Origin of the sequence: Rothia sp. LK2588, assembly GCF_040946465.1 — a bacterium.
In the GTDB taxonomy this organism is placed as follows: Bacteria; Actinomycetota; Actinomycetes; order Actinomycetales; family Micrococcaceae; genus Rothia.
Window position 1 is genome coordinate 298,526 of sequence record NZ_JAYWLS010000003.1, and the last position, 25,035, is coordinate 323,560.

The following is a 25,035-nucleotide window of genomic DNA, read 5'->3' on the forward strand; positions in this document are numbered from 1 at the left end:
GTGCAGATGATGCGGGGTTTGATGGCGGAGGATGGGGGATTTGAACCCCCGAGGGCGTGAACCCAACACGCGTTCCAGGCGTGCGCCATAGGCCGCTAGGCGAATCCTCCAGGCGTTGCTTAGCTACACATAGTGTAACTTCACGAAAGCGAACGGATAAAAGCTTACCGAAGCTCGGCCCGCTTTGCAATCTGAGAACCGCACCCGCCCGGGTTAGGTGCACCACATGCCGGACGTGGGGGCAGGCGTTGGGTATAAGGCGCGCTCCGACCAGGTGCACCACATGCCGGATGTGGGGGGGGTAGGTACGCCACACGTTGGGCCAGATCCACCCACCCTGGCTACTTCTCCCAGACACCTGTCGGCCGTCGACCACCCCGACGGTCAGAATTGTCCGCCAACCGGCCCCCATACCGGGCCATCCCGTACCCATATATGTAGTGTTTGCCCAGGTCACATTGGTTTTGTTGTAAATTGAAAGACGCGCAACTCGTGAGAGTAGCCGCAGGGAAATTACTCGCAAATACCCGCTCCGCGGATCATATGACGCCTGGCACCCGGTGGCGACTCGGTCTCAACGCACGTAGTTGCACAGACCCCGCATCCGAGGCTGAAGCGTCCTGCCCGCTACGCCCCTTTAGAGCCGAATACGCCTACTCCCTAGTGCAAAGGCACACAGCAAGCATGGAATTCGTCTCAACTTACCTCTCCGGCCAGCCCTTGATCACCAGCAAGGCCTGGTTCTACGCGCGCAAGGTCAACGTGGCGGCCACCGCAGACTGGGCCCGCTACATCGAAAAGGTCGGCGTCAACACCTGGCTCGACCAGCAGCTCAACCCCGAATACCTCGCCGAACCCAGCGCCTATGAGACCGAACGGAAGGCGTTGTTCCCGAGCATGTTCATCGACGCCCCCGGCAACAAGACCCGCGACCGGCACTTCTGGGACACCTTTCAGCCCGGCGCGAAGAATCACCCCTACGACGTGAGCGTCTACGTGCTCGAGGCGGCCCTGCATCGCCTCTGGCGCTCCAACAAGCAGCTTCAGGGCACCATGGCCCTGTTCTGGGCAGACATGCTGGCCGCCACCATCGAAAAGGCCCCCGACGGTTACCACGACTACGTCTGCCTGCTTTTCGAGGGCGCACTGGGCAAGTACAAAGACTTGCTCTGGTGCATTACCACCAGCCAAACCATGGCGCTGTTCCTCGACAACAACACGAACACCCGCTTCGCACTCAACGAGAACATGGGTCGCGAACTGATGGAATTGCACGGTTGGGGCCCCGAAAAGGGTTACACCGAGCAAGACGTCGTGAATGTCTCCAAGCTGCTGACCGGCCTGCGCGGCAACACCAACGAAGAGTTCGCCGAGGCCCGTCCTGACCTGCACTACTTCGGCCCGCTGACCGTGGCCGGCCGCACCTTCCGCAACGGCGGCTCCACCCCCACCGCGATGTACCGCACCGCCCGCGAACTCACCGATTACATCGCCGGCGACCGCCTCACCGGTCTGCGCATCGCACGCCGTTTGATCCAGTACTTCGTCGGCCGAGACCAAAGCTACGAAGAGCTGGCGCAGAAGCTCGCGACCGTCTACGTCAACAACGACACCGACGTGCGTCCCATGCTCAAGCAGCTCTTGACCTCGCCGGAGTTCCTGGCCTCTGGTGGTAAGACGGTTCGCCGCCCGTGGACGGTGCTGTGCTCCATCATGGCGGCCGGCAACGTGAAGATGCGCGGCTGGCACAACCTCTCCGATACCTCCACCATCGCCGCGCCGCTGTATCGCATGTACCTCACACTGAAGTACAACACCGGTGGCGTGCCCTTCGACGCCCCCGCCACCAACGGTTACTCGCTGGACGCCCACGACTGGATCAACTCGGTCAGCTACGCGGCGCCCTCGCAGTTCAACCGCTACGCCAACTACGTCGACACCTGGGACGGCAACGCGGCCGATAGCTTCTCGCGCTGGGCCGAACCGATCGTCTGGAGCAAGCGGGTGGGCATCACCCTCGGATCCACCTCGATCGTGGACGCCGCAGGCAAGATCTTCCGTTACCTCACCGGATACGAACCCAACAACGCCGAGATCATCAACGCCATCGCCGCCTACGCCACCGTGCGCGACGAGGCTACGGTCATGACGGCTCGTCCTGCACAGGGTGCCGTGCGCAACGAGGAGCAGGTGCGCCGCATGGTCGACGCCACCCTGACCTGCCCGCACTTCCTCATCAGCTAACCCACGACCCACTGGCTCCACGACGTAGATTCGCAAAAGGACTTCCCCATGAAACCCCTGAAAACTCTTTTCCTCAAGGACGACGCCCTGCACCAGGTGCACCACCACTCCGGCGACGACCGCCGCAACTTTCTGGTGGACACCGAAACCGGTGAGACCGTCAAGTCGATCGACCAGGCCAACCGCATCGCGCTCGACCGCATGATGCGCAAGGCCGGTTCTCGAGACGTCAAGCGCCGCACCCTGCTGGCTGGCGGCGCGGGTGTACTCTCGCTGAGCTCGCTCATGCTCACCGAGGCGGCCGCCCCGCGCTACGCCTACGGCGCCGAGCCTCTCGGCGACGGCACCGTGCTGGTGATGATCTACCTGCGCGGCGGTGCCGACGGCCTCTCCCTGGTCACCCCGTACAACGACGACTACTACAACTCTCACCGCAAGAGCACCCGCAAGACCCTGGGTATGACCGGGACTTACAAGCTCAACAGCACCTTCATGCTGGCCCCCGAGATGGCCGGGTTGAAGAGCGCCTGGGTGGCTGGTGACCTCTCGATCGTGCACTCGGTGGGCATCGACAACAACACCCGCTCGCACTTCACCAACTACGCCATGGCCGACCGCTCGGCGCCGGTGCAGTACAAGACCGGGTGGTTGGCCCGCCTGCTGGACGTCACGGCCGACAACCGCTCGCAGTTCCGCGCCTTCTCACACGCCTCCCGACTGGCCGGCGCCTTCTACGGTGCCGATCAGGATCTGCTGGCGATCAACAGCTTCGACGACTTCAAGATCCGCAGCAACGCGCTCGACACCGCCACAATCAACGGCGTGGCCAACCGCGTGGCGAAGGCGGTCGGCGGCGAGCTCGGCAACACCGCGCGTCATACCCTCAACGGGATGAGCGAGGTGCGCGCCCTCGCCGCCGCCGGTTACACCCCGGCCAACGGCGCCAACTACGGATCCTCGGAGCTGGGCCGGTCGATGCGGGACATCGCGCAGATCATCAAGGCCAACAAGGGTGTGCAGGTGGTCACGGTCGACCACGGCGACTGGGACACCCACCGCGGCCAGCGCGAACGACTCAACGGTCTGGCCCGCGAACTCGGCGATGCTTTGGGCGCGTTCTACCAAGACATGGGCCCGGTGCGCATGCAGAAGGTCGTGGTGATGACGGTCTCCGAGTTCGGCCGCACCACCATCGAGAACGCCTCCCACGGAACCGACCACGGCGCGGGCAACTTCTCGTTCATCCTCTCGGGCAAGGCGACCGGAAAGATCGCCGGCGGCGCATGGAGCGGCCTGAAGAACTCGCAAGACAAGGACAACGCGATCCACACCGACTACCGCTCGCTGGCGGCCGAGGTAATGTCTAAGGGCCTCGGTGTGGACGCCGCCCGCATCGCGCAGGTGCTCCCCGGCTTCACGCCGCAGCCGGTGGGCGTGCTGAACTAGGCGCTCGCCCGGGTTAGGACGCCGCGCTCAGGCGCACCGGGTTGCCTGCGGCGTCCACCCGTACGGGATTGCCGGCGGCATCGAAGCGGGCACCCAGCCCCAACTGAATGAAACGAATCGTGGCGTCGATCTGTGCCTGGCGGGCCTCGGCAGACTCGGTGGCACCGGTGCGGTCAGCCGAAGAATTCAGCGAACCGTGCACGAGGTGCGCCAGCTGTCGCAGGTCGGCGCGCGGGATGAACCCCTGGCTCATGGCCTCGGCGAGGATGTTCGCCAGCACCTTTTGAAGCTCTGCAACGTGCTGACCGAGCTTGGCGTACGACTCGGGGGAGAGCACCGAGCGCATGGCCGGGCCGGGCGGCATGTGATGCAAGGAGAGTCGCTCAATCTCTAGGCGGATGTAGATCCCCAGCTTCTCGATGGGGTTGTGAATGCCGGTCAATCCTTCCTCGAGGTCGCCGAGGAACTTGTCGGTTTCGTCCATCGCGTAGGCGATCAGTAGCTCGCCCATGTCTGCGAAGTAGTTGTAGACAGCGGTGCGGCCGATACCGGCGTTCTTCGCCACGTCTGTCATGGTCAGCCCGGGCAGGCCCTTGGTGTAGAGCAAGCGGCCGAAGGAATCGAGGATGGCGCGCTTGGTGTTTTCGCGTTGGGCGGCGTTGGTGGCTGCAGAGATACGTGGCATGGTGACAGTTTAGCCCAAGATGTCACCACCCGGTGACGGATTCTTAGAATCTGTCAGCGTATTCACAGTGAGTAACTCCACTCCTCACAGGGGGTTGCGGTCGGGCTGAGTAGCTACGATAGAATCATCCACGACCTGGGTGGCAGACGGGTCGCACGTGAAACCATACAGAAGCTTGAGAGGCTGAACTATGTCCGCTACCCACCGTCGCAACGCCGCCCCCGACGTCCACGTTCAGGACGACCGCCGCCCGTCCCCGGCCTTCGCCACCGCGCCGCGCACCTACTTCGACCTCATGCTCGGCGCCACCGCCGTGATCCTGATCCTCTCTAACATCGGCGCCTCCAAGGGCGTTGAGTTCGGCCCGATCATCACCGATGGCGGGTTCTTTCTCTTTCCGCTGGCCTACATCATCGGCGACGTCATGAGCGAGATCTACGGGTTCGCCAAGGCGCGTCGCGCGATCATCTTTTCGTTCTCGCTGGCGCTCTTCGCCGCCATCTGCTTCTGGATCATCATCAAGCTTCCCGCTGCCAGCTTCTACGAGGGGCAGGCCGCCCTCGAGGTAACCCTGTCTCCGGTGCCGCTGATCGTGGCCGGTTCGCTGCTGGGATTCATCACCGGTCAGCTGCTCAACGCCTGGGTGATGGTGTGGATGAAGCGCCGCACCGCCGGCAAGTTGCTGGTCGGCCGCCTGGTCGGTTCGACGCTGGTGGGCGAGCTCGCCGACACCCTCATCTTCTGCGCGATCGCCGCTCCCATCATCGGCATCGAAACCCTGGGGCAGTTCGCCAACTACGCGCTGGTCGGTTATTTCTACAAGTGCTTGGTTGAAGTGTTGCTGATGCCGATTACCGTGCCGGTCATCGGGTGGTTCAAGCGCCACGAGCCGACCTATCGAGCGGCGGTTGAGGGGGAGCGGTCGCCTGCGCGCTAGGTCCCCTCATGTGAGGTGTCTATCATGTGAGACGCACAATGAAAGTCGATCACCGCTAAAGTGATACTTTCTACTAGCGGTATATACAGTACCCCTCGTTTATCTCACACAAAGGCCATCATCCAATGAGCAGTACTAAGACCGAGTCGCAGGGCGGGCTCACCCGTTCCCTTTCGCACGGCCAGATGACCATGATTGCCCTCGGCCTGGCCGTGGGCACCGGTCTCTTTCTCGGATCCGGCGGCGCTATTCAGATCGCCGGTCCCGCCGTCATCGTCTCGTATGCCATCGGCTCGCTGATCGCCGCCATCATCGGTGCCTGCGCCGGCGAGATGGCGGTGCGCTACCCGGTGCGCGGCGGGTTCGGCACCATTGCCGGACGCTTCCTCGGCCCCTACGCTGGATACGTCACCCGCTGGGCCTACTGGGCTACCACGGTGCCGCTGGTCGGCGCCGAGCTGGTGGCCGTGGGGCAGTACATGAGCTTTTGGTACCCGCAGGTCCCGCTGTGGGTGTGGGTGGTCATTTCAGGTGCGCTGATCGTCGGCCTGAACCTGACCAGCGTGCGTTCCTTCGGTGCGCTGGAGTTCCTGCTCTCCTCGATCAAGGTCACTGCCGTGATGGTGTTCATCGTCATCGGCCTGCTCTTCGTCTTCTTCGGCCTGCCCGGCCAGCCCGCCACCGGGTTGTCTAACCTGACCAACGACGGCGGCTTCATGCCCAATGGCCCCTCCTCGATCTGGTTGGCCCTCGCCATCGTCATGTTCTCCTTCGGCGGTATCGAACTGATCTCGGTCTCGGCCGCAGAGGCGAAAGAACCGGTGCGCGCCGTCCGCTCGGCGGCCCGCGCGATGATGTACCGCCTGGCCACCTTCTACGTGGGTGCGATGTTCGTGATTATGTGCATGTTGCCCTGGAAGCAGGCCGCCACCCTCAAGGGCGAGATCGCCACTAGCCCCTTCGTGATGGTCTTTTCGGCCCTGAACGTTCCGGCGATCGCCGCGATCACCAACTTCGTGGTGCTCACCGCCGCTCTCTCGGGCGCCAATGCGGCCCTCTACGCCGCAACCCGTCAGATGCATGCGCTGGCGCACGACGGCATGGCCCCGCGCGTATTCTCGCGTACCGGCGGCAACGGCATTCCGGTGCTGGCCCTGGTGATCTCGATGGTCGGCTCGGTGGCCGCGGTGATCTTGGCGATCACCGGAGTTGGCCATATCTTCCAGTACATGATGGCCCTGGTGACCTTCAACGTGCTGGTGGTGTGGGCACTTATCATGATTTCTTACATGGCCTACAAGAAGCGTGAGGGCGACGCCTCTCCCTTCCGCGTGCTGGGCGGCCGCCTGACCGCGGGTCTCGGCCTGGCCGGTGTGGTGGCCACCTTCGCCGCGATGGTCGCGCTGGGCGAGATGACCGTGCCCCTGCTGGTGGGCATCCTCTTCTTCGCGGTGATCAGCGTGATCTACGTGGTTGCCGTCCGCAAGACTCAGATCATCGACGACGCCGCATTCGATGAGGCACGCACCCAAACCGCCGAGTTGCCGGCCGTCAACAAATAACGCAGAAAAGAGTTCACACACATGAGCGGATCTGTTTCTCAACCGGGGCCCCGCACCGAGCGGGGCCTTGCCCGTACCCTCACCCACGGTCAGATGACCATGATCGTGCTCGGCTCGGCGCTGGGCACCGGCCTGTTTCTGGGTTCGGGTCAGGCGATCGCGGTGGCCGGCCCCGCCGTGATTATTTCCTACGCACTGGGTTCCTTGCTGGCTGCGATCATCGGTGGCACCACCGGCGAGATGGCCGTGCGCTATCCGGTACGCGGCGGCTTCGGCACCATCGCCGCCCGCTACCTGGGGCCCTTCGCCGGGTTCCTGACCCGCTGGGCCTACTGGACGGCGACCGTCGTCATCACCGGCATCGAGCTGGTGGCCGTGGCCACCTACCTGAAGTTCTGGTGGCCGCAGCTGCCCCTGTGGCTGGGCATCGTGGTGTTCGGCGCGTTGATCATCGGGCTGAACATCAAGAGTGTGAAGTACTTCGGCGTGATCGAGTTCTTCCTCTCCTCGGTGAAGGTCATCGCGCTGTCCCTGTTTATTCTGGTGGCTCTGTGCCTGATCTTCTTCGGGCTGCCGAACCATCCGGCGGCGGGCGTGAGCGCGCTGACCGACAACGGCTTTATGCCCACCGGCATTACCGGCGCGTGGTTGTCGATGTCGATCGTGATGTTCTCCTTCGGCGGCATCGAGATGCTCTCGGTCTCCGCGGCGGAGGCGAAAGATCCCGCCCGCTCGGTGCGAACGTCCGCCAAGGCCATGATGTGGCGCCTAGGCACCTTCTACGTGCTGGCCATGTTCGTGATTCTCGCGCTCGTGCCGTGGCAACAGGCGAGCCAGCTGGGGGACTCTGTGGAGGCATCCCCGTTTGTGCTGGTCTTCGCGCAACTGGGTATTCCCGCGATCGCGACGATCACCAACCTGGTGGTGCTGGTGGCCGCGCTCTCGGCGGCGAACGCGAACCTGTACGCGGGTACCCGCCTGATGCACTCGCTGGCGATGGACTCGATGGCGCCTACTGCGATGAGTAGGACGTCGGCCAGCGGCATTCCGGTGCGCGCCATGTGGTTCTCGACCTCGGGCGTGGTGCTGGCGATCGTGTTGGCGACGCTGGCTCCGAAGTCGGCCTTCGGCACCATGATGACGCTGACGATGGTGTGCGCCCTGACCGTGTGGGTGCTGATCCTGATGGCCTACATCGGATACCGCCGCGTGGAGGGTGCGACCTCCGACTTCCTGTTGCCCGGTGGCATGTGGACGGCCGGGCTGGGCGTGCTGATGCTACTGGCGGTGTGGGCTTCGCTGTTCGCGCGCACCGGCGGCACCCTGCCGGCGATTGCCGGGGTGACCTACTTCGTAGTGCTCTCGATGGTCTACTTCGGTGTGGTGAAAAGGACGCACGTGCCCGACGACGAGGCGTTCGCCGAGGCTCGCATGGCCTCGGGTGGGGGACACGAATAATCGTTATTGAGAATGATTTGCATTTGAGAATCGTTTTCAATAGACTGAACATATCGTTAGCGTGAAACCGCTCATGCTTTCAATGTCTGTGTGTTGAAGGGGTCGCCCGGCTGTTCTGGCCGGGCGACTCCTTTTTCTGCGGGGCGATCCGCTGAGGGGCTGCGTTTCGCGCGAGGGATCGCGTTTCCATGGGGCGATCCGCCGAGAGTCCGCCTTGCTGTCGAAAGGCCGCATGTAGGACGGCCTCTCGAAAGGGAAGCGGCCCATTTGGTGAGGGACGCGGCCTTTCGGCGTCAGGATCAGATGCAGGACCGCCCACCGCCCATCAATACCCACGCCGGTTTTACATGAGAATGATTCTCAGCTATGCTCTTGGGCATGCCTGTCTCCGTGATCTCCTCCCTGAGCCTTTTCGCCCGCGAGCGCGCCCTACACACCCTGCTCAACGCGCGCGGGGAGGGCCAACGTCCTGCCCAGGTACTCACGCTCGACGTGCTCGACCAGACCCGCGAGGGGGAGTTCCCCTTCAAGCTCACCCGCACCACCGCGACCACCACCTCGGTGTCCACCTTGCCCGTCGAGGCCGAGTGCGTGAGCTGCGCGACCGGTGCCCTGGTCGACGAAGCGCTGGAAAGTTTCGACGACGATTCCGAGCTGATCATCGCGTTGCCGACCGCGATCTCGGTGGCCGGCACCCTACAGTTCGCCGAGAACCGAGCATGCACCGTGCGCAACGTCGTGACCGCCCTCGACATCACTACTTTCGAAGACGACCTGTGGGCCCGCCGCGTCCTCGCAGACTCCGGCGTGACCCCCCGACCCCACCGACGAGCGAACCCCCGGTGAGTTTCTCGTCGGCGAGCTGGGCTGGGCCGACACCGCGGTAACCGCCGAAATCCCGCTGACCCACGCCACCGAGAGCGAGGTCGCCCGCGCCACCGAACTCCTCGAACACCTGGCCCCGCACCTGAAGATCGTGGCCGAACCCACCGTACCCTGCGGCTGCTTCGAATTCGAGGACGCCCGCACCCGCACGGTCTCCGGGCACCTCCCGCCGCACTTGAACCGCGCCCACACCGGGCAGGAGCACACCCCGGAGACCCCCACGGTGCACCGGGGCAGCAACTTCGCCACGGTACTGGTGCACGCCGACGGAGTGATCGACCAGGAACTGTTCTCGCAGGCGCTGCCGAAGATGGTGGAGGGCGCCTGCCGTGTGCGCGGCGTGGTCAGCCTCTCCGACTACAGCGGCGAACGCATCGCGATCGAGGGCATCGGCCCGGCCGTCTGGCTTGAGAACACCGGCCCGCTCGACGTCATCGAGGCCGCCCCAGGTACGAGCATCGCGATCACCGGTGACGACGTCGACGCCGCCGAGATCCAGCAGCTCCTGGAATCGTGCGTGCGCCCCAGCCCCGCGCACGCCTAGACCGTCCACCGCAAGTCAACCGCCGCGTCGTTCATGGGCGCGGCAGAAATGAGGAGAAATGAAGGTCCGCAACTCGTTGCGATCGATGAAGAAGATGCCCGGCGCGCAGGTGGTTCGCCGCCGCGGCCGCACCTACGTGATCAATAAGAAGAACCCCCGCTTCAAGGCTCGCCAGGGCTAGTTTCGAAGCAGATTACAGTGAGGCGCGTGATTGCCGGCTAACACCCGGTATCTCGCGCCTCACATCTGTCTGCGGGCCTCTTCTCGGCGGCGGTACAATCGCAATCATGGTGGAACCAACAACTTTTACGGTGCGCGTACCCCTGCGCTGGGGCGACATGGACGCCTACGGGCACGTCAATAACGTCACCATGTTCGCGATCCTCGAGGAGGCACGCGTGGCCGTCTTCGGACGCCCGCCCTCCTCCGGTGAAGACGCCCCGGCCGACCAGCCGCGACCGGCCATCGACCTGTTCGCCACTTTCGACCCAGGCGTGCAGGCGCTGGTCGCCGAGAACCACGCTAAGTACCGGGCGGTGCTGCCCTACCGGGGCGTGCCCGCGCGCGTGGAGGTGCGCATCGAGAAGGTGACCCCGGCGTCCTTGACGATCGGGTACGAGGTCTACGACGAGGCCACCGGCACCCACTGCGTGTCGGCCTCCACGCAACTGGCCTTCTTCGATACCCGGGCCGGCCGGCTCGTGCGGTTGAGCAAGACCCAGCGCGAGGCGCTCGCCGCCTACACCCAGAACCATCCCACCCCGAACCACTGAGAGCCCGACGAGACGAAGGACTGAATGGGATCTAGCGAGAACTCTCCCGTACAACGACTGCTCCATGTGCCGCCGCACGTGGTATATCGAGACACCCTGCCCGCCGTGCGCATCGCGATCTCCGTGGGGATCCCGCTGGTGATCCTGCTGGCGCTGGGGGAACCGAAGCTGACGATCTTCACCGCCTTTGGCGCCTTCTCCTCCATGTACGGCCGCATGCAGCCCCTGCGCGGACGCATGATTCAGCAGGGTGCCTCGGGTGCGTTGATGACGCTGTGCGTGGGAGTGGGGCTGGCCCTTTCGGCGGGACACGTGGCCGGCGCGGCGCTGGTGTTGTGCACCTCGGTGGTCTCGGCGCTGTGCGCGTACGTGGCGATGCTCCTGAATCTCAAGCCCTCGGGCCCGCTGTTCTACATCTTCGCCTCGGCGGCGATCGCCAGCGTTCCCTATAGCGGGCACGCGCTACGCGACGTGGCGCTGACGGCAGGATCGGCGGCACTATCGCTCGTGCTGGGTGTGATTTTGGGTGAGCTTTTCCGGGAAGGACGCGCCCACCACCCGGCACCGCGCACGCCGCTGGATCGCCGCACCATGCTTACACAAACCCTCACGAACTTTCTTACGGTCGCTGCCGCAGGTCTGGCAGGAAACCTCATGGGCCTCTCGCACGCCTACTGGGCGATGGTGGCCGCGGCCGCGGTGCTGGCCGGGCCGACGACCTCAGACCGGGTGATCCGCGGCGTCCACCGCGTGGTGGGAACCCTGCTGGGCGTGCTCGTGACCGCGTTCTTCGTCTCGATGAACCCCGACGCCTGGCACGTGGCCGTGCTAGTGGTCGTGGCCCAGCTGGTCACCGAGATCTTCGTGATGCGTAACTACGGCATCGCGGCCATCTTCATCACCCCGCTGGCGCTGTTGATGCTACACCTGGCGGCGCCGTTCTCCAGCTACGAGCTGTTGACCCTGCGCATGATCGAGACCGCGGTAGGCGTGGCTGTCGGTCTGCTCGGCGCGGTTGTCTCGCCGGGGCCCGAGCACCTGGGCAAAGACACCGTGGCGATCCCTGTGGTACGTGCCGCTCGGCACTGGCGGCAGTAGGCCCCGGCTCTCGTGACGGGGGCACCGCGCCGGCACGGCGCGCTGAGGCCGCGCCGGACGCCGTGCTCGGTTAGGCGTCCGGCTGTAACACCTTCTCAAGATTGGCAAACGACTGGTGCCAGGTCTCCCGGGCCTGCTCGTGCACGGTCTCCGGCAACGGACCCTGCTCGAGAACCAGCGTGGTGCCCTGGCCGACCCCGGCGTCGGTCACCACGGTGCCCGGGGTCAAGCGAACCCGCCAGCCGAGCATCTGATCGGAAGGCTGACCGGTGGGCCCGGCGATGGCCTCGGTGAACTCGATCAAGGTGTCGGTGAGCGACTCGAAGCGCAGATAGATCGGGGCGAGGAACTTCTCGCCCATCTCGTGGCGCATTAGCAGCTGGACGCGTCCGCCCACCTTGGGTTCGAAGATGAAGTTCTCCTCGCTGATCGTCCAGCCGTCGGGCGCGTACCAGCGCTTGAAAACCTCGGCCGATGTGAACGCGGCCAGCACCTCACCGGTGGTCGCGGCGAAATCGCGTTTGACGGTCAGCAGGTCTGACTTTGCGGTGGAATCTAGGGGGAAATCTGCCATGGTGTCCTCTCGCAGGGGTGGGTTCGTTAGGAGTCTTGCTCGGTAGCGTTCTGCTCAGCCAGGCGGGCCTCTTCCGCGCGACGCGCCTCGGCGGCGGCCTTCGCGCGGGCGTTGGCCTCTCGCCGGGCTTCGGCGGCGGCCCGACGTTCGGCGTCCTTGGCCGCCTTGCGCGCCTTCGCTTCTTCCTGAGCCTTCAGCTGAGCGGCCCTCTTCGCGTAGTACTTGCCGAGGAACTCGTCGCGGTACTCGAAGTAGTCGCCGCGGTCGATCGCCTGGCGGGCGTCGTCCACCATCTTCACGATGAAGCGCTCGTTATGGATCGAGGCCAGCGTGGCCGAGAGTCGCTCGTCGGCCTTGAACAGATGATGTACATAGGCGCGGGTGTAGTGCGTGCAGGTGTAACAGTCGCAACCCTCGAAAATCGGGGTGAAGTCGGTCTTGAAGCGGGTGTTCGTGAGGTTGAAGCGCCCATCCGGGGTGTAGACGGCGGCGTTGCGGGCCACGCGCGTGGGGGAGACGCAGTCGAAAGTGTCCACGCCGTTCTCGATACCCACGAAGATGTCATCCGGTTCGGAGATCCCCAGCAGGTGACGGGGCTTGTTCTCCGGTAGCTCCTCGGTGCACCAGCGCACGATCGTGCCCAGGTTCTCCTTCTCCAGCGCGCCGCCAATGCCGAAACCGTCGAACTCCATCGCGCCGAGATCCCGGCAGGCCTTGCGCCGCAGGTCTTCGTACTGCGCACCCTGGATCACACCGAACAGCGCCTGATAGGGCTTATCGGCGCGGGCGGCGGTCAGCCGCTGATGCTCGGCGATGCACCGCAACGCCCAGAGACGGGTGCGCTCCAGCGCCTCCTCCTGGTAAGGGCGCGAGTTGTAGAGGGTGGTCAGCTCGTCGAAGGCGAACATGACGTCGGCGCCGATCTGGTGCTGCACCTGCATAGACACCTCGGGGGTGAAGCGGTGCATGTCGCCGTTGATGTGCGACTTGAAGTTCACACCGTCGTCGTCGACGTGAGCCATGCGCTCCTTGCCGGCGGCCACGTCGTCGTCACCCAGCGGACGCCCATCGGCCCCGCGCGCACCGGCCACGGTTCCCATGTCGATGACTTTCTTGAACCCCGAGCCCAGGCTCATCACCTGAAAACCACCCGAGTCGGTGAAGGTGGGACCCGACCAGTTCATGAAGGCACCCAGGCCTCCGGCGGCGTCCAGCACCTCGGGGCCGGGCTGCAGGTAGAGGTGGTAGGCGTTGGCCAGCAGCGCCTGCGCGCCGAGTTCCTTCATCGCTTCGGGGAGCACGGCCTTGACGGTCGCCTTGGTGCCCACCGGGGTGAAGGCGGGGGTCTGGATGTCACCGTGCGGCGTGTGGATCACGCCGGTGCGGCCCTGGAACTGCCCGCCGTTGGCGGCCTCGCGCTCCGCCGCAGGACGCGCGGTGTCGGTGAGGCGGTTGTTCAACTCGAAGGAGAAGGTGGGGTTTGCAAAGTCTGTGTTCAGCACGGGACTAGTTTACTAGGTGGGCCGCTCCTGGCGTCCTGTCCTCTCGGCGCGGTTGCGACCGCGAAAGTCCCTGGGGCGCGGGGCTCAACCCTGGTTGCGGCCGCGGAAGTCCCCCGATGACCAGCAAAGTACGGTCGCCAAGGGATATTGACGGTCGTAAACCTCCGGCGGCGGGAAACCCGCGGTCGCAGGGGGGGGGATACTTTAGGGGTCGCAAACCTTTGCCGGCCGGGCAAACCTCGGCCTACAACCGCCCCGTCAACCGGCCGTGGAGCGCCCCCGAGACCGCGTTCAAACCGACCACGGTGGCCGTTTTGCCCAACCGGTGATACTTAGTGACCACCGAATCTAGGGCGGAAACCGTTGAAGCGTCCCACACATGGGAGTTGCTCATATCGATCACTACCTCGTCAGGATCCTCCGTGTACTCAAACAGGGTATAGAGGTCGTTAGACGAAGCGAAGAAAAGCTGACCGGTCACCGTATAGGTGGCGGTGCCATCGGCCACCTCCCGCGAGACCGTCACCAGGTGAGCGACCCGCCGGGCGAAGAGGACCATCGCCAGCAAAATGCCCGCACCCACACCGAGCGCGAGGTTGTGGGAGAAAACCGTCACCACAACGGTAGCTATCATTACTGCGGTCTCCGAGCGAGGCATGGCCCGTAGCGTACCTGGAGATACCGAGTGCCAATCGAAGGTTATCAGCGACACGAAGACCATGATCGAAACCAGCGCCGCCATCGGGATCATCGCCACGATGTCACCCAGCGCCAGCGACAGCACCAGAATGAAGAATCCGGCGAAGAAAGTGGAGATGCGGGTACGGGCGCGGGCCCCGTTGACGTTGATCATGGTCTGCCCGATCATGGCGCATCCACCCATGCCCCCGAACACGCCGGTCGCCAGGTTCGCCACGCCTAAGCCCCAGGATTCGCGTGTTTTGTTGGAGTGGGTGTCGGTGATGTCGTCCACGAGCTTAGCGGTCATCAGCGACTCCACCAGTCCCACGAACGCCACTCCCAGCGCGTAGGGCAGGATCACCTGAAGCGTTCCCCACGTCAACGGCACGGAGGGGAAGAACAAGGCGGGTAAGGACGACGGCAACTGGCCGAAATCACCCACAGTGGGAACGCGCGCCCCGGCGAGCACCGTGAAGAGCGTCAGCATTACGATCACCACCAGAGGGGCCGGGATGGCCGCGGAGAGCTTGGGGAGGCCGAAGACCAACGCGACTCCCACGAAAACCATTGGGTACACCAACCAGGGCACACCGATCAGCTGGGGCAGCTGGGATGAAAAGATCAGGATCGCCAAGGCGTTGACGAATCCGACCATCACCTGGCGCGGGATAAAGCGCATGAGCTTGGCGACCCCGAGCACGGCGAAGGCGATCTGCAGGACGCCGGCCAGTAGCACTGTGGGAACAAGGAAGTCTGTGCCGTGGCTGGCCACCAGGGGCGCGATCACCAAAGCGGTGGAGCCGGCTGCCCCCGAGATCATGGCGGGGCGGCCTCCGGTGAAAGCGATGACCATCGCCAGAATCACGGAGGTGAAAAGGCCGGTTTGCGGATCAATCCCTGCCACCACAGCGAATGCTAAGGCTTCGGGGATGAGGGCGAGGGAGGTGACTAACCCCGCCAGGATCTCGGTCATGAGCAGGCGGGGTGACCACAGGGTACGCGCCACAGATTGGCGCTGCATTACGGTCAGTGAAGAGTGGTTCATAAATCCTTCGTCAATCTCAGGACGCCGCAGCGATCACCCGCGCCGAAGCCTCCAGCAGCATCCAGGCCTGCAACTGCGAAGAAAGTTCAACGGGCGCACCGGCACGCAGGGTCTCCGAGGAATGCTTCATCACGTCCGGGGAGAACAGCACCGCAGCCTCACCGCGGATCTCGTTGACGTCGATGCCGGCCTCGTTGAGCGGCAGGTCGGGATCGAACTCGCGGCGTCCTTCCCAGAGCACCTCGGCGGTGTAAACCACCAGGTCGGCCGCGCGGGTGCGCACCGAGTCTTCCACCGCGTCCGAGAGCGCGACCTGCGCTAGGTAGCGGCCGAGGATGCCGGTGAACAGGCCGCCGTCGCCGTTGCCGTGCATCTTCAACACGGGCAGGCTCTCCGCCGGGGAGATCTCGAACTCCTGGCCGAAGTGCGCCTCGATGCCGTCGACGATCCGCTCGATGCGCTCGGCGGCGTCGAAGGCCAGCGGGCCCCCGGCCTCGGCGATCTCCAACAGCGCCGAGAGTACGGGCCCCTGGTTGTAGCTGAAGAAGGAACGCTCGACCTCGTACTCACCCTCGCCGCGCAGGCGCACGCCGTCGAGGAAGACGTTGGACTCGGCGTCCCAGAGGTGGCGGTCGAGCCAGTCCAGCAGCTGCCCGGCGCGTTCAGGCTGATGCCCCCGCACGAAGGCCAGAGCCGCCGGGGCCGCCGCCGGGGTGTTCTTGAAGTCGTGCTGGGTTGACCAGAAGATGCCGCCGTCGTCGTCGAGCCCGCGAGCCAGCGCCGGGTAGAGCGCTTGCCCGACCTGTTGCGCCAGCAGATCACCGCGGCCAAAGAGCAACTGGGAGAGCGCGTTGAGGCGTCCGGCGGCCAGGGTCAACCAGGCCATGTCGTCGTAGTAGGAGTTGACGAACACCCCGAGGTTACGCACGCGAATACCGAGCAGGAGGGCATGGGCGCGTTCGTACCAGGCGGTGGCGGATTGCGAGTCGTGGCTGGTGTGGGCGCGGTAGGCGGCGTCGATCGCGCAGTCCACAAAGTGCGCCTGCCACCAGTAGTGCCACTCGCCTAAACGCTTGGACCACGTGCGGATCTCAGGGATCTGCACGGCCCCGAGCAGGGTACCGGGCACACCGAGGGCTCGCCGCCCGAACAGGCGCACCACGGTGGAGCCGGCGGCTTCGGCGCGCGCGGCGATTTCGGCGGCGTGTTCGTTGCGGAGCTGATCGAGGTGGACGTCGCTGCTCGCGTCCCGGTGGGCGCGTCGGGTGGGTCGTCTCATGGTGTCCTTCGGGTGGGGTCTTTCTCACCCTTATTCTATCGGGCCAGGGTTACCCGCAACGGTCTTCGGCGGCCTTGACCAGCGCCAATTCGCGGCGGCTGTCGATGCGGATTGCTTCCCCGGCCACGGGGTGCTCGAAGGCCAGCGACCGCGCGAGTAACTGTAGCGGCAACGCCGGTTCGTCGTCGGCGTGGGGGAGCACCTCGGGGTAGAGGACGTCCCCGGCCAGGGGCGCGCCCAACAGGTGCATATGCGCGCGTAGCTGGTGGGTTTTGCCGGTGTGGGGGCTGAGCTCGTAGTGCCCCCATTCGCTAGAGGCGGCCGGCATCGGCAACGCGGGGTTCGCCGGCCCGGTCGCTGGAAAGGCTCCGGTGGGAACCACCAAGCGCTTTACGAGCCGGACGCCGGTGAGGGCATTGACCTGGACCCCCGCCGCCTCGGCCTCGGCCGGGCTGAGCTGTGTGACCTGCAGTGTGCCGTGGCGTTTATTGAGCCGGCTGGCTACCTCTAGGGTGTGCCCGGGTGTTAATCCGGGAACGAGAGGGGCCACCGCCTCGTAGGTTTTATCGATGTGGCGGTTCTGAAAGAGCAGCTGAAAGGGCTTGCGGGCCGCGACGGTCTTGGCGAACACCACCACCCCGGCGGTGTGCCGGTCGAGGCGGTGAACCGGGATGAGCAGCGGATTGTCCTCCCGCACGCGGAGCTTGGCCAGGGCGGTGTTGACCACGAACGACCCGTTGGGGGTGGTGGGTAGAAAGTGGGGTTTGTCGACGGCGATGACCCAGTCGTCCTCGTAGAGCACCGGCATGTCGAAGGGGACCGCCCGTTCGTGCCCGAGCTGGCGGTAGTACCAGATGAGCTGCCCGTCCAGGGGATCGTCGGGTCGCACGTCGGCGCCGTCCTCGGTTTTCACCTCGCGGGCGGCGAAACGGGCGGCGATCGCCGCGTGGTCGTGGGGGTAGAAGCGGTTGACGAGGTAGTCCTGCACGGTGTGCGCGCCAAAGGTCTCGGTAGGACGCGGGGGTTGCGCGGCGGCCGCAGCTTCGGCGGACTCGCCGGCGCGGGGTAGCAACAACGCCACGGGGTCGATGCCTTCGCGCTGGGGGAGGGGCTTGGGCTGGTGGGCGCGGATGGCGCGGGTGACTCGTCGTGGCATGGGACTATTATCCGCTAGTCGTAGCGCACCTGGCACACGGGGCAGCGGTAACTGAGCCGGGCGACGTCGTCTTCGCGGGCGATGATGTGGGGGTTCTCACCGAAGCGTTGCTCGTTGGTTCCGTGGTCGCTGAGTTCTTCGCGCACGATCTGGGTGCCGCAACGGTAACAGGCCCCGCGGCGGCGTCCGTAGCACCAGAGCGGTTCGGCCTCGGTGCGGGTCACCCGCAACGCCCGGGTTTTGTTGGCGGTCAACAGCAGGTGCGCGATCTCGACGATGCGCGGCAGGTCGGGCACGGCGCCGACGGTGGAGCGGGGGTCGACGCCGGCGAGAAAGAGCGTCTCGGCGCGAAAGATCGTGCCGATCCCGGCGAGGTTGCGCTGATCCAGCAGGGCGGGGCCGATCATCCGTTCGGGGCGGGCGGCGATGTTCGCTACGGCCCGGTCGAGGTCCCAGTCGGGGCCGAGCAGGTCGGGGCCGAGGTGAGCGGTCAGCTCTGCCTCGTGATCGCGGGGGACGACGTTGAGCAGGCCGAGATTGAACCCGACGGCACTGACGGGGGTGGAGCCGGCGAGCACCGTGCCATCTTCGGAGAGTCGGGCGTTGGCGTCGATGACGGCGCGAGCGGCGGTGCGTGGGCGTTTCCAGGGCTGGGGGCTACCGTCTGGGTTGGTGCCGTAGAGGTGCCAGATGCCCTCCATTTTCAGGTGGGAGTGAATCGAGTGGTCGCCTATACGGATGATGAGGTGTTTACCGCGGGCCAGGGCTCCGTGGATGGGTTGCCCGGACAGGTCGAGTTCGGCGACGGCGGGAAAGCGGAAGCTGGTGCGGTGGGCCGTACGGCCGGCGAGTCCGCGATGAAGGTTGCGTGCTTGCCGCCAGACGGTGTCTCCTTCGGGCATGTTTTCTCCTGCTGAGGGGCTTATGTTACGAGGTCTTGCTGTAATGTTACGCGGCGTGTTGGGAAGGGGCGTAAATCACAGTCTTGCTGCATTTGTGGGCTGACTTGGGGTTAATGTTTGGTTGGCAAAAGGGGGGAGGTTCTTCTGGGAAACCCCTGAAATATTCAACAAATATTGAGGGCCTTGTTGACTTTCATTATGTTTCGGTTGATTGTACTGTTACTTTTGTCAGCCGTTTTAGTGACTATGTCCCCCATGTAGTCATCATCAATCCCCACGGAGAAGGAAGCTCCCCCATGTCGACCCTGATCATCAACATCCTCGCGTTCATCCTCGTAGCTTTCGCGATCATGTCAGTTGCCGCTGTTGTTGTACAGCTGATGCGCGCTGTACAGGAATTCCGAGACGGTTACGCAGAGACAGGCGACGTCGTAGCGTATCGCTCCGTCGCATAACAGAATCGCGTTCATCTCAGATCAGCATCGACTAGTCTTCGACTGACATCCCCCAGTATCGGCTCCTTCCCCCATGCAGGAGCCGATACTTTTTTAAGTTCCGCGAGTTCCCGATTTTTGCGCGAATTCCCTACTGTGCGCAGATACAACGTGCAAAAATCGGGAATTCGCGGATCGGGGCCGGGCATGGGTCAGTAATCCCGCCGCATCCGCAACCCCTTCGGGGTTGTGTAGAACCCCGCGTCTAACAGACCCTGGCGGAGGGCCGTCACCGGGTGCTCCCCATCGAGCGACTGCAGAATCTCGATCCCATTGACCTTCTCGATCATGATCTTCTCGGCCGCCCCGCGCCGCACCAGCTCACCCACCAGGGGAGCGGCGGCCGCGGCGTCCTCGGGATCGTCGCTAAACAGCAACACGGTGCGCCCGCCGCGTTCCAGGTACAACCCCAGGCGTCCGTCGATGAGCACCACCACCGCGCCGGCCTTGCGCCCGGGCTTGTGCTTGCTCAGTTCCTCCTCGCGCTGCCCCAACGCGGACGGCGTAGGCCAAGGCAACGTGGAACCGTAAGGATTCGCCGGGTCGGTGGCCGCCAAGAGCACCAGCATTCGCGTGACCGTGGTGGACCCACCGGTGTTCTCTTCGGCGGCAGTGCCTTCGCGCAGGCGATCCACGGTATTGGCGGTGGAGAACTGGGCCGCGCCCAGCTCCTCGATGAAGTAACCGCGCCGCGCCACGCCCTTCTCCTCGGCGGCGGAGAGCACCTTATAGATGGCCGAGAATCCGCCGGGGGTGTCTTCGGCGGCCACCGCACCGCGGGTCAGCACGCCGTAGCGGTCCAATAACAATTCGGCGCGGGCTGCTGCGGCAATCGTCGGGTCGAGCTGTTCGGTGTGCACCTGCGACCAGCGTCCGGCGTCGGTGGGTGAGGTGAGGTCGGGGGCCGAACCGAACCCGGACGATACGCCCAACCCGGCCGCACCGGCCCCCGTCAACCGCGAACCCCGCAGGCGTGCAGCGCCACGGCGTACCGCGGCGCGCGGAGCCGGTGCGGGCTTCTTCAACTGGTGCGCGGATTTTCCACCGGCCAGCTGCGCACGTACCGGGGCGAAGGTGTCGTTGGTGACCAACCCCGCCCAGGCGAGTTGCCACAGCGCCTCGGAGATATCTCCGGAGGTGAAGGTGCGCCCGGCCATGGGCGACCCGGCCGCGTTCAGAGCCGCCTCGGTGTAGCGGTCGATCGCCGCCCGGATTTGCGGGAAGAACAGGCCGCCACCGCCCAGTGACTCGTATACGGCCTGCGCCAGCGGGGAGAGCTCGGCGAGCGCGTCGGCGCGTTCTGCGTCGGTGGGCAGTGTGAGTGCTGCAGACTCGGTCAGGTGCAGGGTCACCCAGCCGTCGCCGCTGAGCTCGCCGTCGCCGCACCAGAGCACGTCCCCGGCGCTCATCGCGCGGTCCAGGAGCGCGGGCGTGTAGTCGCTGACTCGCGAGCGCAACACCAGCGACTCCACGGCCGAGGCCGGAATCCGGACGCCGGCGATCTGGTCCACGGCCGTGAGCAGGCCGTCGTAACCGTGCAGGGTGGCGGAGTCGTCGGGTTTCACGCGCACCCGCGAGCCGCCGGCGGGCGCGCCGAAGGTACCCGGGGCGAAGGTTTCGCTGGTGAGCTGCCAGGTCTGCACGTGTTGCCAGGCGGGCAGGAACTTGCCGTAGATGTGCCCGGCCACCGGTTCCACGTCGGCCCGGAGCGCGGCCAGGGAGCGGGCGCGCAGGGCGCGGAGCACGCCGGCGTCCACCCATTCGGCGCCGGGCGCCCCGACCTGCCCGGTGCGGGCCAGCGCCAGTTCGGAGCGAACCTCTTCGGGGAGGAATTCCCCGGAGATCACGCGGCGTTCGGTGGCCATGGCGCGCAGGGTGGATTCGACGACGGCGCTGCCCAGTCCCAACGCGGTGGCGGCCTGGTCGGTGGTGAAGGGGGCGTGGGTGCGCGCGTAGCGACCGATGAGGTCGTGCAGGGGCTGCGGCACGGGTTCGAGGAAGGCCAGGGGCACGCCCATCGGCAGGGGGATGCCGAGGCCGTCGCGCAGACGGGCGGAGTCTTCGATGGCGGCGAAGTGCTCGCGGCCGTGGAGCTGGAAGCTCAGCGCCCGGTTGGCGTCCACGAGGTCGCGGGCGAGTTCTGCGGCGGTGGCGGGCGAGACCGTCTCGGCGGTTTCGGCCGTGGGGGAGGCGGCGTCGCCGTCGGGTTCAATCTGCTGCTTCGGGGTGTCCGCCGGGCGCAGGCGAGCCGCCAGGCCCTCGGCGGTCAGCGGACCCAGCAAGCGCAACAGGTCGGCGGCACCCTCCACGCCCTGGTAGCGGTACCCCGCGGCGGTGTGCTGGAGCCGGGCCTCGGTGGAGCGGATGACGTCTGCATCCAGCAGCTCGCGTAGCTCGTCGCGGCCCAGCAGCTCAGACAGCAGGGCCGGGTCGAGGGAGAGCGCGGCGGCGCGGCGTTCGGCCAGCGGCGAGTCGCCTTCGTAGAGGAACTGCGCCACGTACCCGAAGAGCAGGGTGCGGGCGAAAGGAGAGGGCGACTCGGTTTCTATCTCAGAGACGGTGATCTCGCGGGCGTCGATCTTTTGATGGATCTCCACGAGCGCGGGCAGGTCGTAGACGTCTTGCAGGCACTCGCGCACGGTCTCGAGGATGATCGGGAACGAGGTGAACTTGCGGGCGACGTCCAGCAACTGCGCCGAGCGCTGGCGTTGCTGCCACAGGGGGGTACGGCGGCCGGGGTCGCGGCGGGGCAATAAGAGCGCACGCGCCGCGTTTTCGCGGAACCGGCTGGCGAACAACGCCGAGGAACCTACGCGCTCGGTGACGATATCGACGAGCTCGTCGGCGTCGAAGAAGAAGAGGGACGCCCCCGGCGGCTCGGCCTCGACGGAGGGGATGCGTAGCACGATGCCGTCGTCGGCGGCCATCGCCGAGGCATTGACCCCGAAGAGGTCTTCGGCGCGTTGGCCCACCGCTAGTGCCCAGGGCGCGTGCACGGGCATACCTAGTGGCGAGTGCAGTACCACGCGCCAGTCCCCGATCTCGTCGCGGAAGCGCTCGACGATAAATCGGGTATCGGAGGGCACGTGGCCGGTGGCCTGGACCTGCTCGGCCACGTAGGCCTCGAGGTTGTCGGCGGCCCAGGTATCCAACCCGATCTCGGTCAGCCCAGCGCGGGCGGCGGCGGAATCCTGGGCGAGGTCGGCTGCCAGTTGGCGGGTGAAGGAGCCGATGGCGCGGCCCAAATCGACCGGACGCCCCGGCCCCTCACCGTGCCAGAACGGCAACTTGCCGGGCACGCCCGGTGCCGGAGTGACGCTGACCCGGTCGTGGCTGATGTCTTCGATGCGCCAGGAGCTGGCACCGAGCGCGATCACGTCGCCGGTGCGGGACTCGTAGACCATCTCTTCGTCGAGCTCGCCCACGCGCTTGGGGGCCTTAGACTCTTCGGACCCGACGATGTACACGGGGAACAACCCGCGGTCGGGAATGGTGCCGCCGGAGGTCACAGCCACGCGTTGCGCGCCGGGGCGGCCCTCCAGGGTGGCGGCGTCGCGATCCCAGATCACGCGCGGGCGCAACTCGGCGAACTCGTCGGAGGGGTACTTGCCGCTGATGAGGTCGAGGGTGGCCTCGAAGGCGCTGCGCGGCAGAGACGCGAAGGGTGCCGTGTTGCGCAGGGCCTCGAACCAGGCCTCGACGTCGATGGGCCCCAGCGCGCAGGCGGCCACCGTCTGCTGGGCGAGGATGTCCAGGGGGTTCTGCGGGATTTCGATCGGTTCGATCTGCCCGGCGAGCATGCGCTGCACAGTCACGGTGGAGGTCAGCAGATCGCCGCGGTGCTTGGGGTAGAGGTAACCGCGCGAAATCTCGCCCACCTGGTGACCGGCGCGGCCCACACGTTGCAGACCCGAGGCGACCGACGGTGGGGCCTGAACCATGATGACCAGGTCCACCGCACCCATGTCGATGCCCAGCTCCAGGGAGGAGGTCGAGACCACGCACTTGAGCTGGCCTGATTTCAGGGCCTCTTCGATCAGTCCGCGCTGGTCTTTGGAGACCGAACCGTGGTGGGCCCTGGCCAGAATCGGTGCCATCTGCTGGGTCTTCTCATTCCCACCGGAGGCACCCCCGCGACCCTGATCGGTCGCGGCGAGCCGTTCGTCGTCCCGCTCGATTTTCACCCCCGGGGTGGCCGAGAGCGCCGAGGCGAGCGCAGCCGAGAGCGAGACCGGCTGGCCGTCACTGGCGGCGGTGGTGGCGGCGTCCTGCGCGGAGGCTTGCTCGGCGGTGGCGCGCGCCTGCACGCGGTCGGCGTAGATCTCGTTCAGGCGCGCGGTCAGTTTCTCCGAGAGCCCGCGCGAGTTGGTGAACACGATCGTGGAACGATTGGCCTCGACCAGGTCGACGATGCGCTCCTCTACGTGCGGCCAGATCGAGGCCTGGTAACCGCTGGTGTCGGTGGGCGCTACCACGGCCTGCTCAGCGGGGGTCACCTCGGCGGGGTCGAACTCCTCGATCGTCAGGTCAGAGACCAGATCTTCGACGTTCATGGTGCGCGGGGCCTTATCCTGCGGGTGCACGCCGATCGCCGCGGCCAACGGGTCGGGGTCTACGGCGGGTTTCTCCTCAACCGCACCGGGCCGGTTGTCATCCCCCTGCTCCGCTGCGGGTTCGGCACGCGGCGGGGTGGGCGGGTCGATGCCTAAGGCCGCCGCCATGGACGCCCCCGCCGGCAGGGTGCGTCCGATCCGGTCTGCCGGCTCGGCGGCGGATTCATCGGGAACCTCCGCCAGTGAGTCGTGTTCAACCGCGCCGTCATCGAAGGTGTCGTACCCGGTCTCGAAGGCGTGAACGCGCTCGCGGGCCTGCTCGGCTAGCTTGTCGACGAAGGCACCATCGACTTTCGTTCCGCCGTCCGCTGTGCCGGCTTGCGGCCCATAGTTGTCACCCTCGCCGTAGGAGTTGGGTCCACCGAGGGCGGTCATATCGGGTACGGGAACCGAGACCGTCAGCTCCCATTCCTTCTGCGAGGCCGGCTGCACGATTTCCACCGGGGCCGCCCCACCCAAGAACCGGGCGACGGTTTCCACCGGTTCCACGGTGGCCGACAGTCCGATGCGCTGGGCGGGTTTCTCCAGGATCTGGTCGAGGCGTTCCAGGGTCACGGCCAGGTGCGCCCCGCGCTTGGTGCCGGCGACGGCGTGCACCTCGTCGAGGATCACGGTGTGCACGTTCTTCAGCGTTGACCGTGCTTTCGAGGTCAGCATCAGGTAGAGCGACTCGGGGGTGGTGATGAGGATGTCTGGCGGGGATGAGATCAGCTGGCGTCGTTCTTTGGCCGGGGTATCGCCGGAACGCACACCCACCGAGACCTCGGGCGGGGTCACACCCATACGCTTGGCCGTTTGGCCGATGCCGATCAGCGGGGCACGCAAGTTACGTTCGACGTCCACACCGAGCGCCTTCAGTGGCGAGATGTAGAGCACCTTGGTTCCCGTGGTCTCAGCGTTTGCGTGCAGGTGCAGCTGATCGAGGGCCCACAGGAACGCCGCCAGCGTTTTACCGGAGCCTGTGGGGGCGACGATCAGGGCGTGCTTGCCCCCGGCGATCGCGTTCCACGCCCCCGCCTGCGCGAGGGTGGGGGTCTCGAACGCGCCGGTGAACCAGGTTCGGGTGGGCGCAGAGAATTGTTCGAGTGCCGCTGTGGTATCGGGGGTCGGCGTGCCGGGTGAAGTCATGTGCCCCATTATCGCAGTTAATACAGTAC

The 25,035-nt window shown here is 65.7% G+C and carries 19 protein-coding genes and 1 tRNA gene; 11 read left to right on the forward strand and 9 right to left on the reverse strand.

All coding sequences use genetic code 11. The features are described from left to right. Nucleotides 1-22 precede the first annotated feature (22 nt). A tRNA-Ser gene (locus VVR12_RS08380) sits at nt 23-110 on the reverse strand. 574 nt (nt 111-684) lie between these two features. Between VVR12_RS08380 and VVR12_RS08385 the strand changes: the two genes are divergently transcribed. Together VVR12_RS08385 and VVR12_RS08390 are read left to right on the forward strand one after the other, a co-directional pair. After that, complete coding sequence (locus tag VVR12_RS08385; RefSeq protein ID WP_368550743.1) at nt 685-2,244, forward strand: DUF1800 family protein; 1,560 nt, start codon at nt 685-687, stop codon at nt 2,242-2,244. Nucleotides 2,245-2,292: 48 nt separating this feature from the next. Next, nucleotides 2,293-3,690 (forward strand): DUF1501 domain-containing protein, encoded by a 1,398-nt coding sequence (locus VVR12_RS08390; RefSeq protein WP_368550744.1) that lies wholly within the window; start codon nt 2,293-2,295, stop codon nt 3,688-3,690. Between the two features lie 13 nt (nt 3,691-3,703). Here VVR12_RS08390 and VVR12_RS08395 read toward each other — a convergent pair whose 3' ends face one another. Further along, a complete protein-coding gene (locus tag VVR12_RS08395; protein ID WP_368550745.1) occupies nt 3,704-4,375 on the reverse strand; it encodes a TetR/AcrR family transcriptional regulator in 672 nt (223 codons plus the stop codon). Nucleotides 4,376-4,565: 190 nt separating this feature from the next. Here VVR12_RS08395 and VVR12_RS08400 point away from each other — a divergent pair, with 190 nt between their 5' ends. The 8 genes from VVR12_RS08400 (at nt 4,566) to VVR12_RS08435 (ending at nt 11,632) form a co-directional block, all read left to right on the forward strand. After that, nucleotides 4,566-5,312, forward strand: a complete 747-nt coding sequence (locus VVR12_RS08400) for a queuosine precursor transporter (protein WP_368550746.1) — start codon at nt 4,566-4,568, stop codon at nt 5,310-5,312. 125 nt (nt 5,313-5,437) lie between these two features. After that, nucleotides 5,438-6,874 carry an amino acid permease gene (locus VVR12_RS08405; protein ID WP_368550747.1) on the forward strand — a complete coding sequence of 479 codons (1,437 nt, stop codon included), beginning with the start codon at nt 5,438-5,440 and terminating at the stop codon, nt 6,872-6,874. A 21-nt stretch (nt 6,875-6,895) separates the two neighbouring features. Next, complete coding sequence (locus VVR12_RS08410; RefSeq protein ID WP_368550748.1) at nt 6,896-8,332, forward strand: amino acid permease; 1,437 nt, start codon at nt 6,896-6,898, stop codon at nt 8,330-8,332. A gap of 378 nt (nt 8,333-8,710) precedes the next feature. Beyond that, nucleotides 8,711-9,178, forward strand: a complete 468-nt coding sequence (locus VVR12_RS08415; protein ID WP_368550749.1) for a hypothetical protein — start codon at nt 8,711-8,713, stop codon at nt 9,176-9,178. 130 nt (nt 9,179-9,308) lie between these two features. Beyond that, entirely contained in the window at nt 9,309-9,761 is a 453-nt protein-coding gene (locus VVR12_RS08420) for a GTP-binding protein (protein ID WP_368550750.1), read from the forward strand. Between the two features lie 58 nt (nt 9,762-9,819). Further along, entirely contained in the window at nt 9,820-9,942 is a 123-nt protein-coding gene (gene ykgO, locus VVR12_RS08425) for a type B 50S ribosomal protein L36 (RefSeq protein WP_368550751.1), read from the forward strand. Nucleotides 9,943-10,048: 106 nt separating this feature from the next. Continuing rightward, nucleotides 10,049-10,534 carry an acyl-CoA thioesterase gene (locus tag VVR12_RS08430; protein ID WP_368550752.1) on the forward strand — a complete coding sequence of 162 codons (486 nt, stop codon included), beginning with the start codon at nt 10,049-10,051 and terminating at the stop codon, nt 10,532-10,534. Between the two features lie 24 nt (nt 10,535-10,558). Next, nucleotides 10,559-11,632: an FUSC family protein gene (locus VVR12_RS08435; protein WP_368550753.1), complete on the forward strand. Its 1,074-nt coding sequence runs from the start codon at nt 10,559-10,561 to the stop codon at nt 11,630-11,632. Between the two features lie 70 nt (nt 11,633-11,702). Here the strand turns inward: VVR12_RS08435 and VVR12_RS08440 are convergent, their stop codons facing one another. The 6 genes from VVR12_RS08440 to VVR12_RS08465 form a co-directional block, all read right to left on the reverse strand. After that, nucleotides 11,703-12,206: an SRPBCC domain-containing protein gene (locus VVR12_RS08440; protein WP_368550754.1), complete on the reverse strand. Its 504-nt coding sequence runs from the start codon at nt 12,204-12,206 to the stop codon at nt 11,703-11,705. Between the two features lie 26 nt (nt 12,207-12,232). Continuing rightward, nucleotides 12,233-13,705, reverse strand: coding sequence for a tRNA guanosine(34) transglycosylase Tgt (tgt, locus tag VVR12_RS08445; protein ID WP_368550813.1), 1,473 nt, complete (start codon nt 13,703-13,705; stop codon nt 12,233-12,235). 247 nt (nt 13,706-13,952) lie between these two features. Next, nucleotides 13,953-15,434 (reverse strand): SulP family inorganic anion transporter, encoded by a 1,482-nt coding sequence (locus tag VVR12_RS08450; RefSeq protein WP_368550755.1) that lies wholly within the window; start codon nt 15,432-15,434, stop codon nt 13,953-13,955. Nucleotides 15,435-15,450: 16 nt separating this feature from the next. Then, a complete protein-coding gene (locus VVR12_RS08455) occupies nt 15,451-16,713 on the reverse strand; it encodes a glycoside hydrolase family 76 protein (protein ID WP_368550756.1) in 1,263 nt (420 codons plus the stop codon). A gap of 49 nt (nt 16,714-16,762) precedes the next feature. After that, the gene (locus tag VVR12_RS08460; RefSeq protein ID WP_368550757.1) at nt 16,763-17,869 is read right to left on the reverse strand and encodes a pseudouridine synthase; all 1,107 of its coding nucleotides are present in this window, start codon (nt 17,867-17,869) and stop codon (nt 16,763-16,765) included. A gap of 14 nt (nt 17,870-17,883) precedes the next feature. Continuing rightward, on the reverse strand, nt 17,884-18,771 hold the full coding sequence (locus tag VVR12_RS08465; protein WP_368550758.1) for a DNA-formamidopyrimidine glycosylase family protein: 888 nt from the start codon (nt 18,769-18,771) through the stop codon (nt 17,884-17,886). 296 nt (nt 18,772-19,067) lie between these two features. On the opposite strand from VVR12_RS08465, the gene VVR12_RS08470 reads away from it, so the two are divergent. Beyond that, a complete protein-coding gene (locus VVR12_RS08470) occupies nt 19,068-19,226 on the forward strand; it encodes a hypothetical protein (RefSeq protein ID WP_368550759.1) in 159 nt (52 codons plus the stop codon). Between the two features lie 191 nt (nt 19,227-19,417). Here the strand turns inward: VVR12_RS08470 and VVR12_RS08475 are convergent, their stop codons facing one another. Then, entirely contained in the window at nt 19,418-25,006 is a 5,589-nt protein-coding gene (locus VVR12_RS08475; protein WP_368550760.1) for a DEAD/DEAH box helicase, read from the reverse strand. Nucleotides 25,007-25,035 lie beyond the last annotated feature (29 nt).

What these genes read in the sequence shown, in the direction of transcription:
- VVR12_RS08450 (WP_368550755.1), bottom strand. Translation starts at nt 15,434, where the DNA reads ATGAACCACTCTTCACTGACCGTAATGCAGCGCCAATCTGTGGCGCGT.
- VVR12_RS08395 (WP_368550745.1), bottom strand. Translation starts at nt 4,375, where the DNA reads ATGCCACGTATCTCTGCAGCCACCAACGCCGCCCAACGCGAAAACACC.
- VVR12_RS08475 (WP_368550760.1), bottom strand. Translation starts at nt 25,006, where the DNA reads ATGACTTCACCCGGCACGCCGACCCCCGATACCACAGCGGCACTCGAA.
- VVR12_RS08410 (WP_368550748.1), top strand. Translation starts at nt 6,896, where the DNA reads ATGAGCGGATCTGTTTCTCAACCGGGGCCCCGCACCGAGCGGGGCCTT.
- VVR12_RS08415 (WP_368550749.1), top strand. Translation starts at nt 8,711, where the DNA reads ATGCCTGTCTCCGTGATCTCCTCCCTGAGCCTTTTCGCCCGCGAGCGC.
- VVR12_RS08430 (WP_368550752.1), top strand. Translation starts at nt 10,049, where the DNA reads ATGGTGGAACCAACAACTTTTACGGTGCGCGTACCCCTGCGCTGGGGC.
- VVR12_RS08385 (WP_368550743.1), top strand. Translation starts at nt 685, where the DNA reads ATGGAATTCGTCTCAACTTACCTCTCCGGCCAGCCCTTGATCACCAGC.
- ykgO (WP_368550751.1), top strand. Translation starts at nt 9,820, where the DNA reads ATGAAGGTCCGCAACTCGTTGCGATCGATGAAGAAGATGCCCGGCGCG.
- VVR12_RS08400 (WP_368550746.1), top strand. Translation starts at nt 4,566, where the DNA reads ATGTCCGCTACCCACCGTCGCAACGCCGCCCCCGACGTCCACGTTCAG.
- VVR12_RS08455 (WP_368550756.1), bottom strand. Translation starts at nt 16,713, where the DNA reads ATGAGACGACCCACCCGACGCGCCCACCGGGACGCGAGCAGCGACGTC.
- VVR12_RS08440 (WP_368550754.1), bottom strand. Translation starts at nt 12,206, where the DNA reads ATGGCAGATTTCCCCCTAGATTCCACCGCAAAGTCAGACCTGCTGACC.
- VVR12_RS08435 (WP_368550753.1), top strand. Translation starts at nt 10,559, where the DNA reads ATGGGATCTAGCGAGAACTCTCCCGTACAACGACTGCTCCATGTGCCG.
- VVR12_RS08465 (WP_368550758.1), bottom strand. Translation starts at nt 18,771, where the DNA reads ATGCCCGAAGGAGACACCGTCTGGCGGCAAGCACGCAACCTTCATCGC.
- VVR12_RS08470 (WP_368550759.1), top strand. Translation starts at nt 19,068, where the DNA reads ATGTCGACCCTGATCATCAACATCCTCGCGTTCATCCTCGTAGCTTTC.
- VVR12_RS08405 (WP_368550747.1), top strand. Translation starts at nt 5,438, where the DNA reads ATGAGCAGTACTAAGACCGAGTCGCAGGGCGGGCTCACCCGTTCCCTT.
- VVR12_RS08390 (WP_368550744.1), top strand. Translation starts at nt 2,293, where the DNA reads ATGAAACCCCTGAAAACTCTTTTCCTCAAGGACGACGCCCTGCACCAG.
- VVR12_RS08460 (WP_368550757.1), bottom strand. Translation starts at nt 17,869, where the DNA reads ATGCCACGACGAGTCACCCGCGCCATCCGCGCCCACCAGCCCAAGCCC.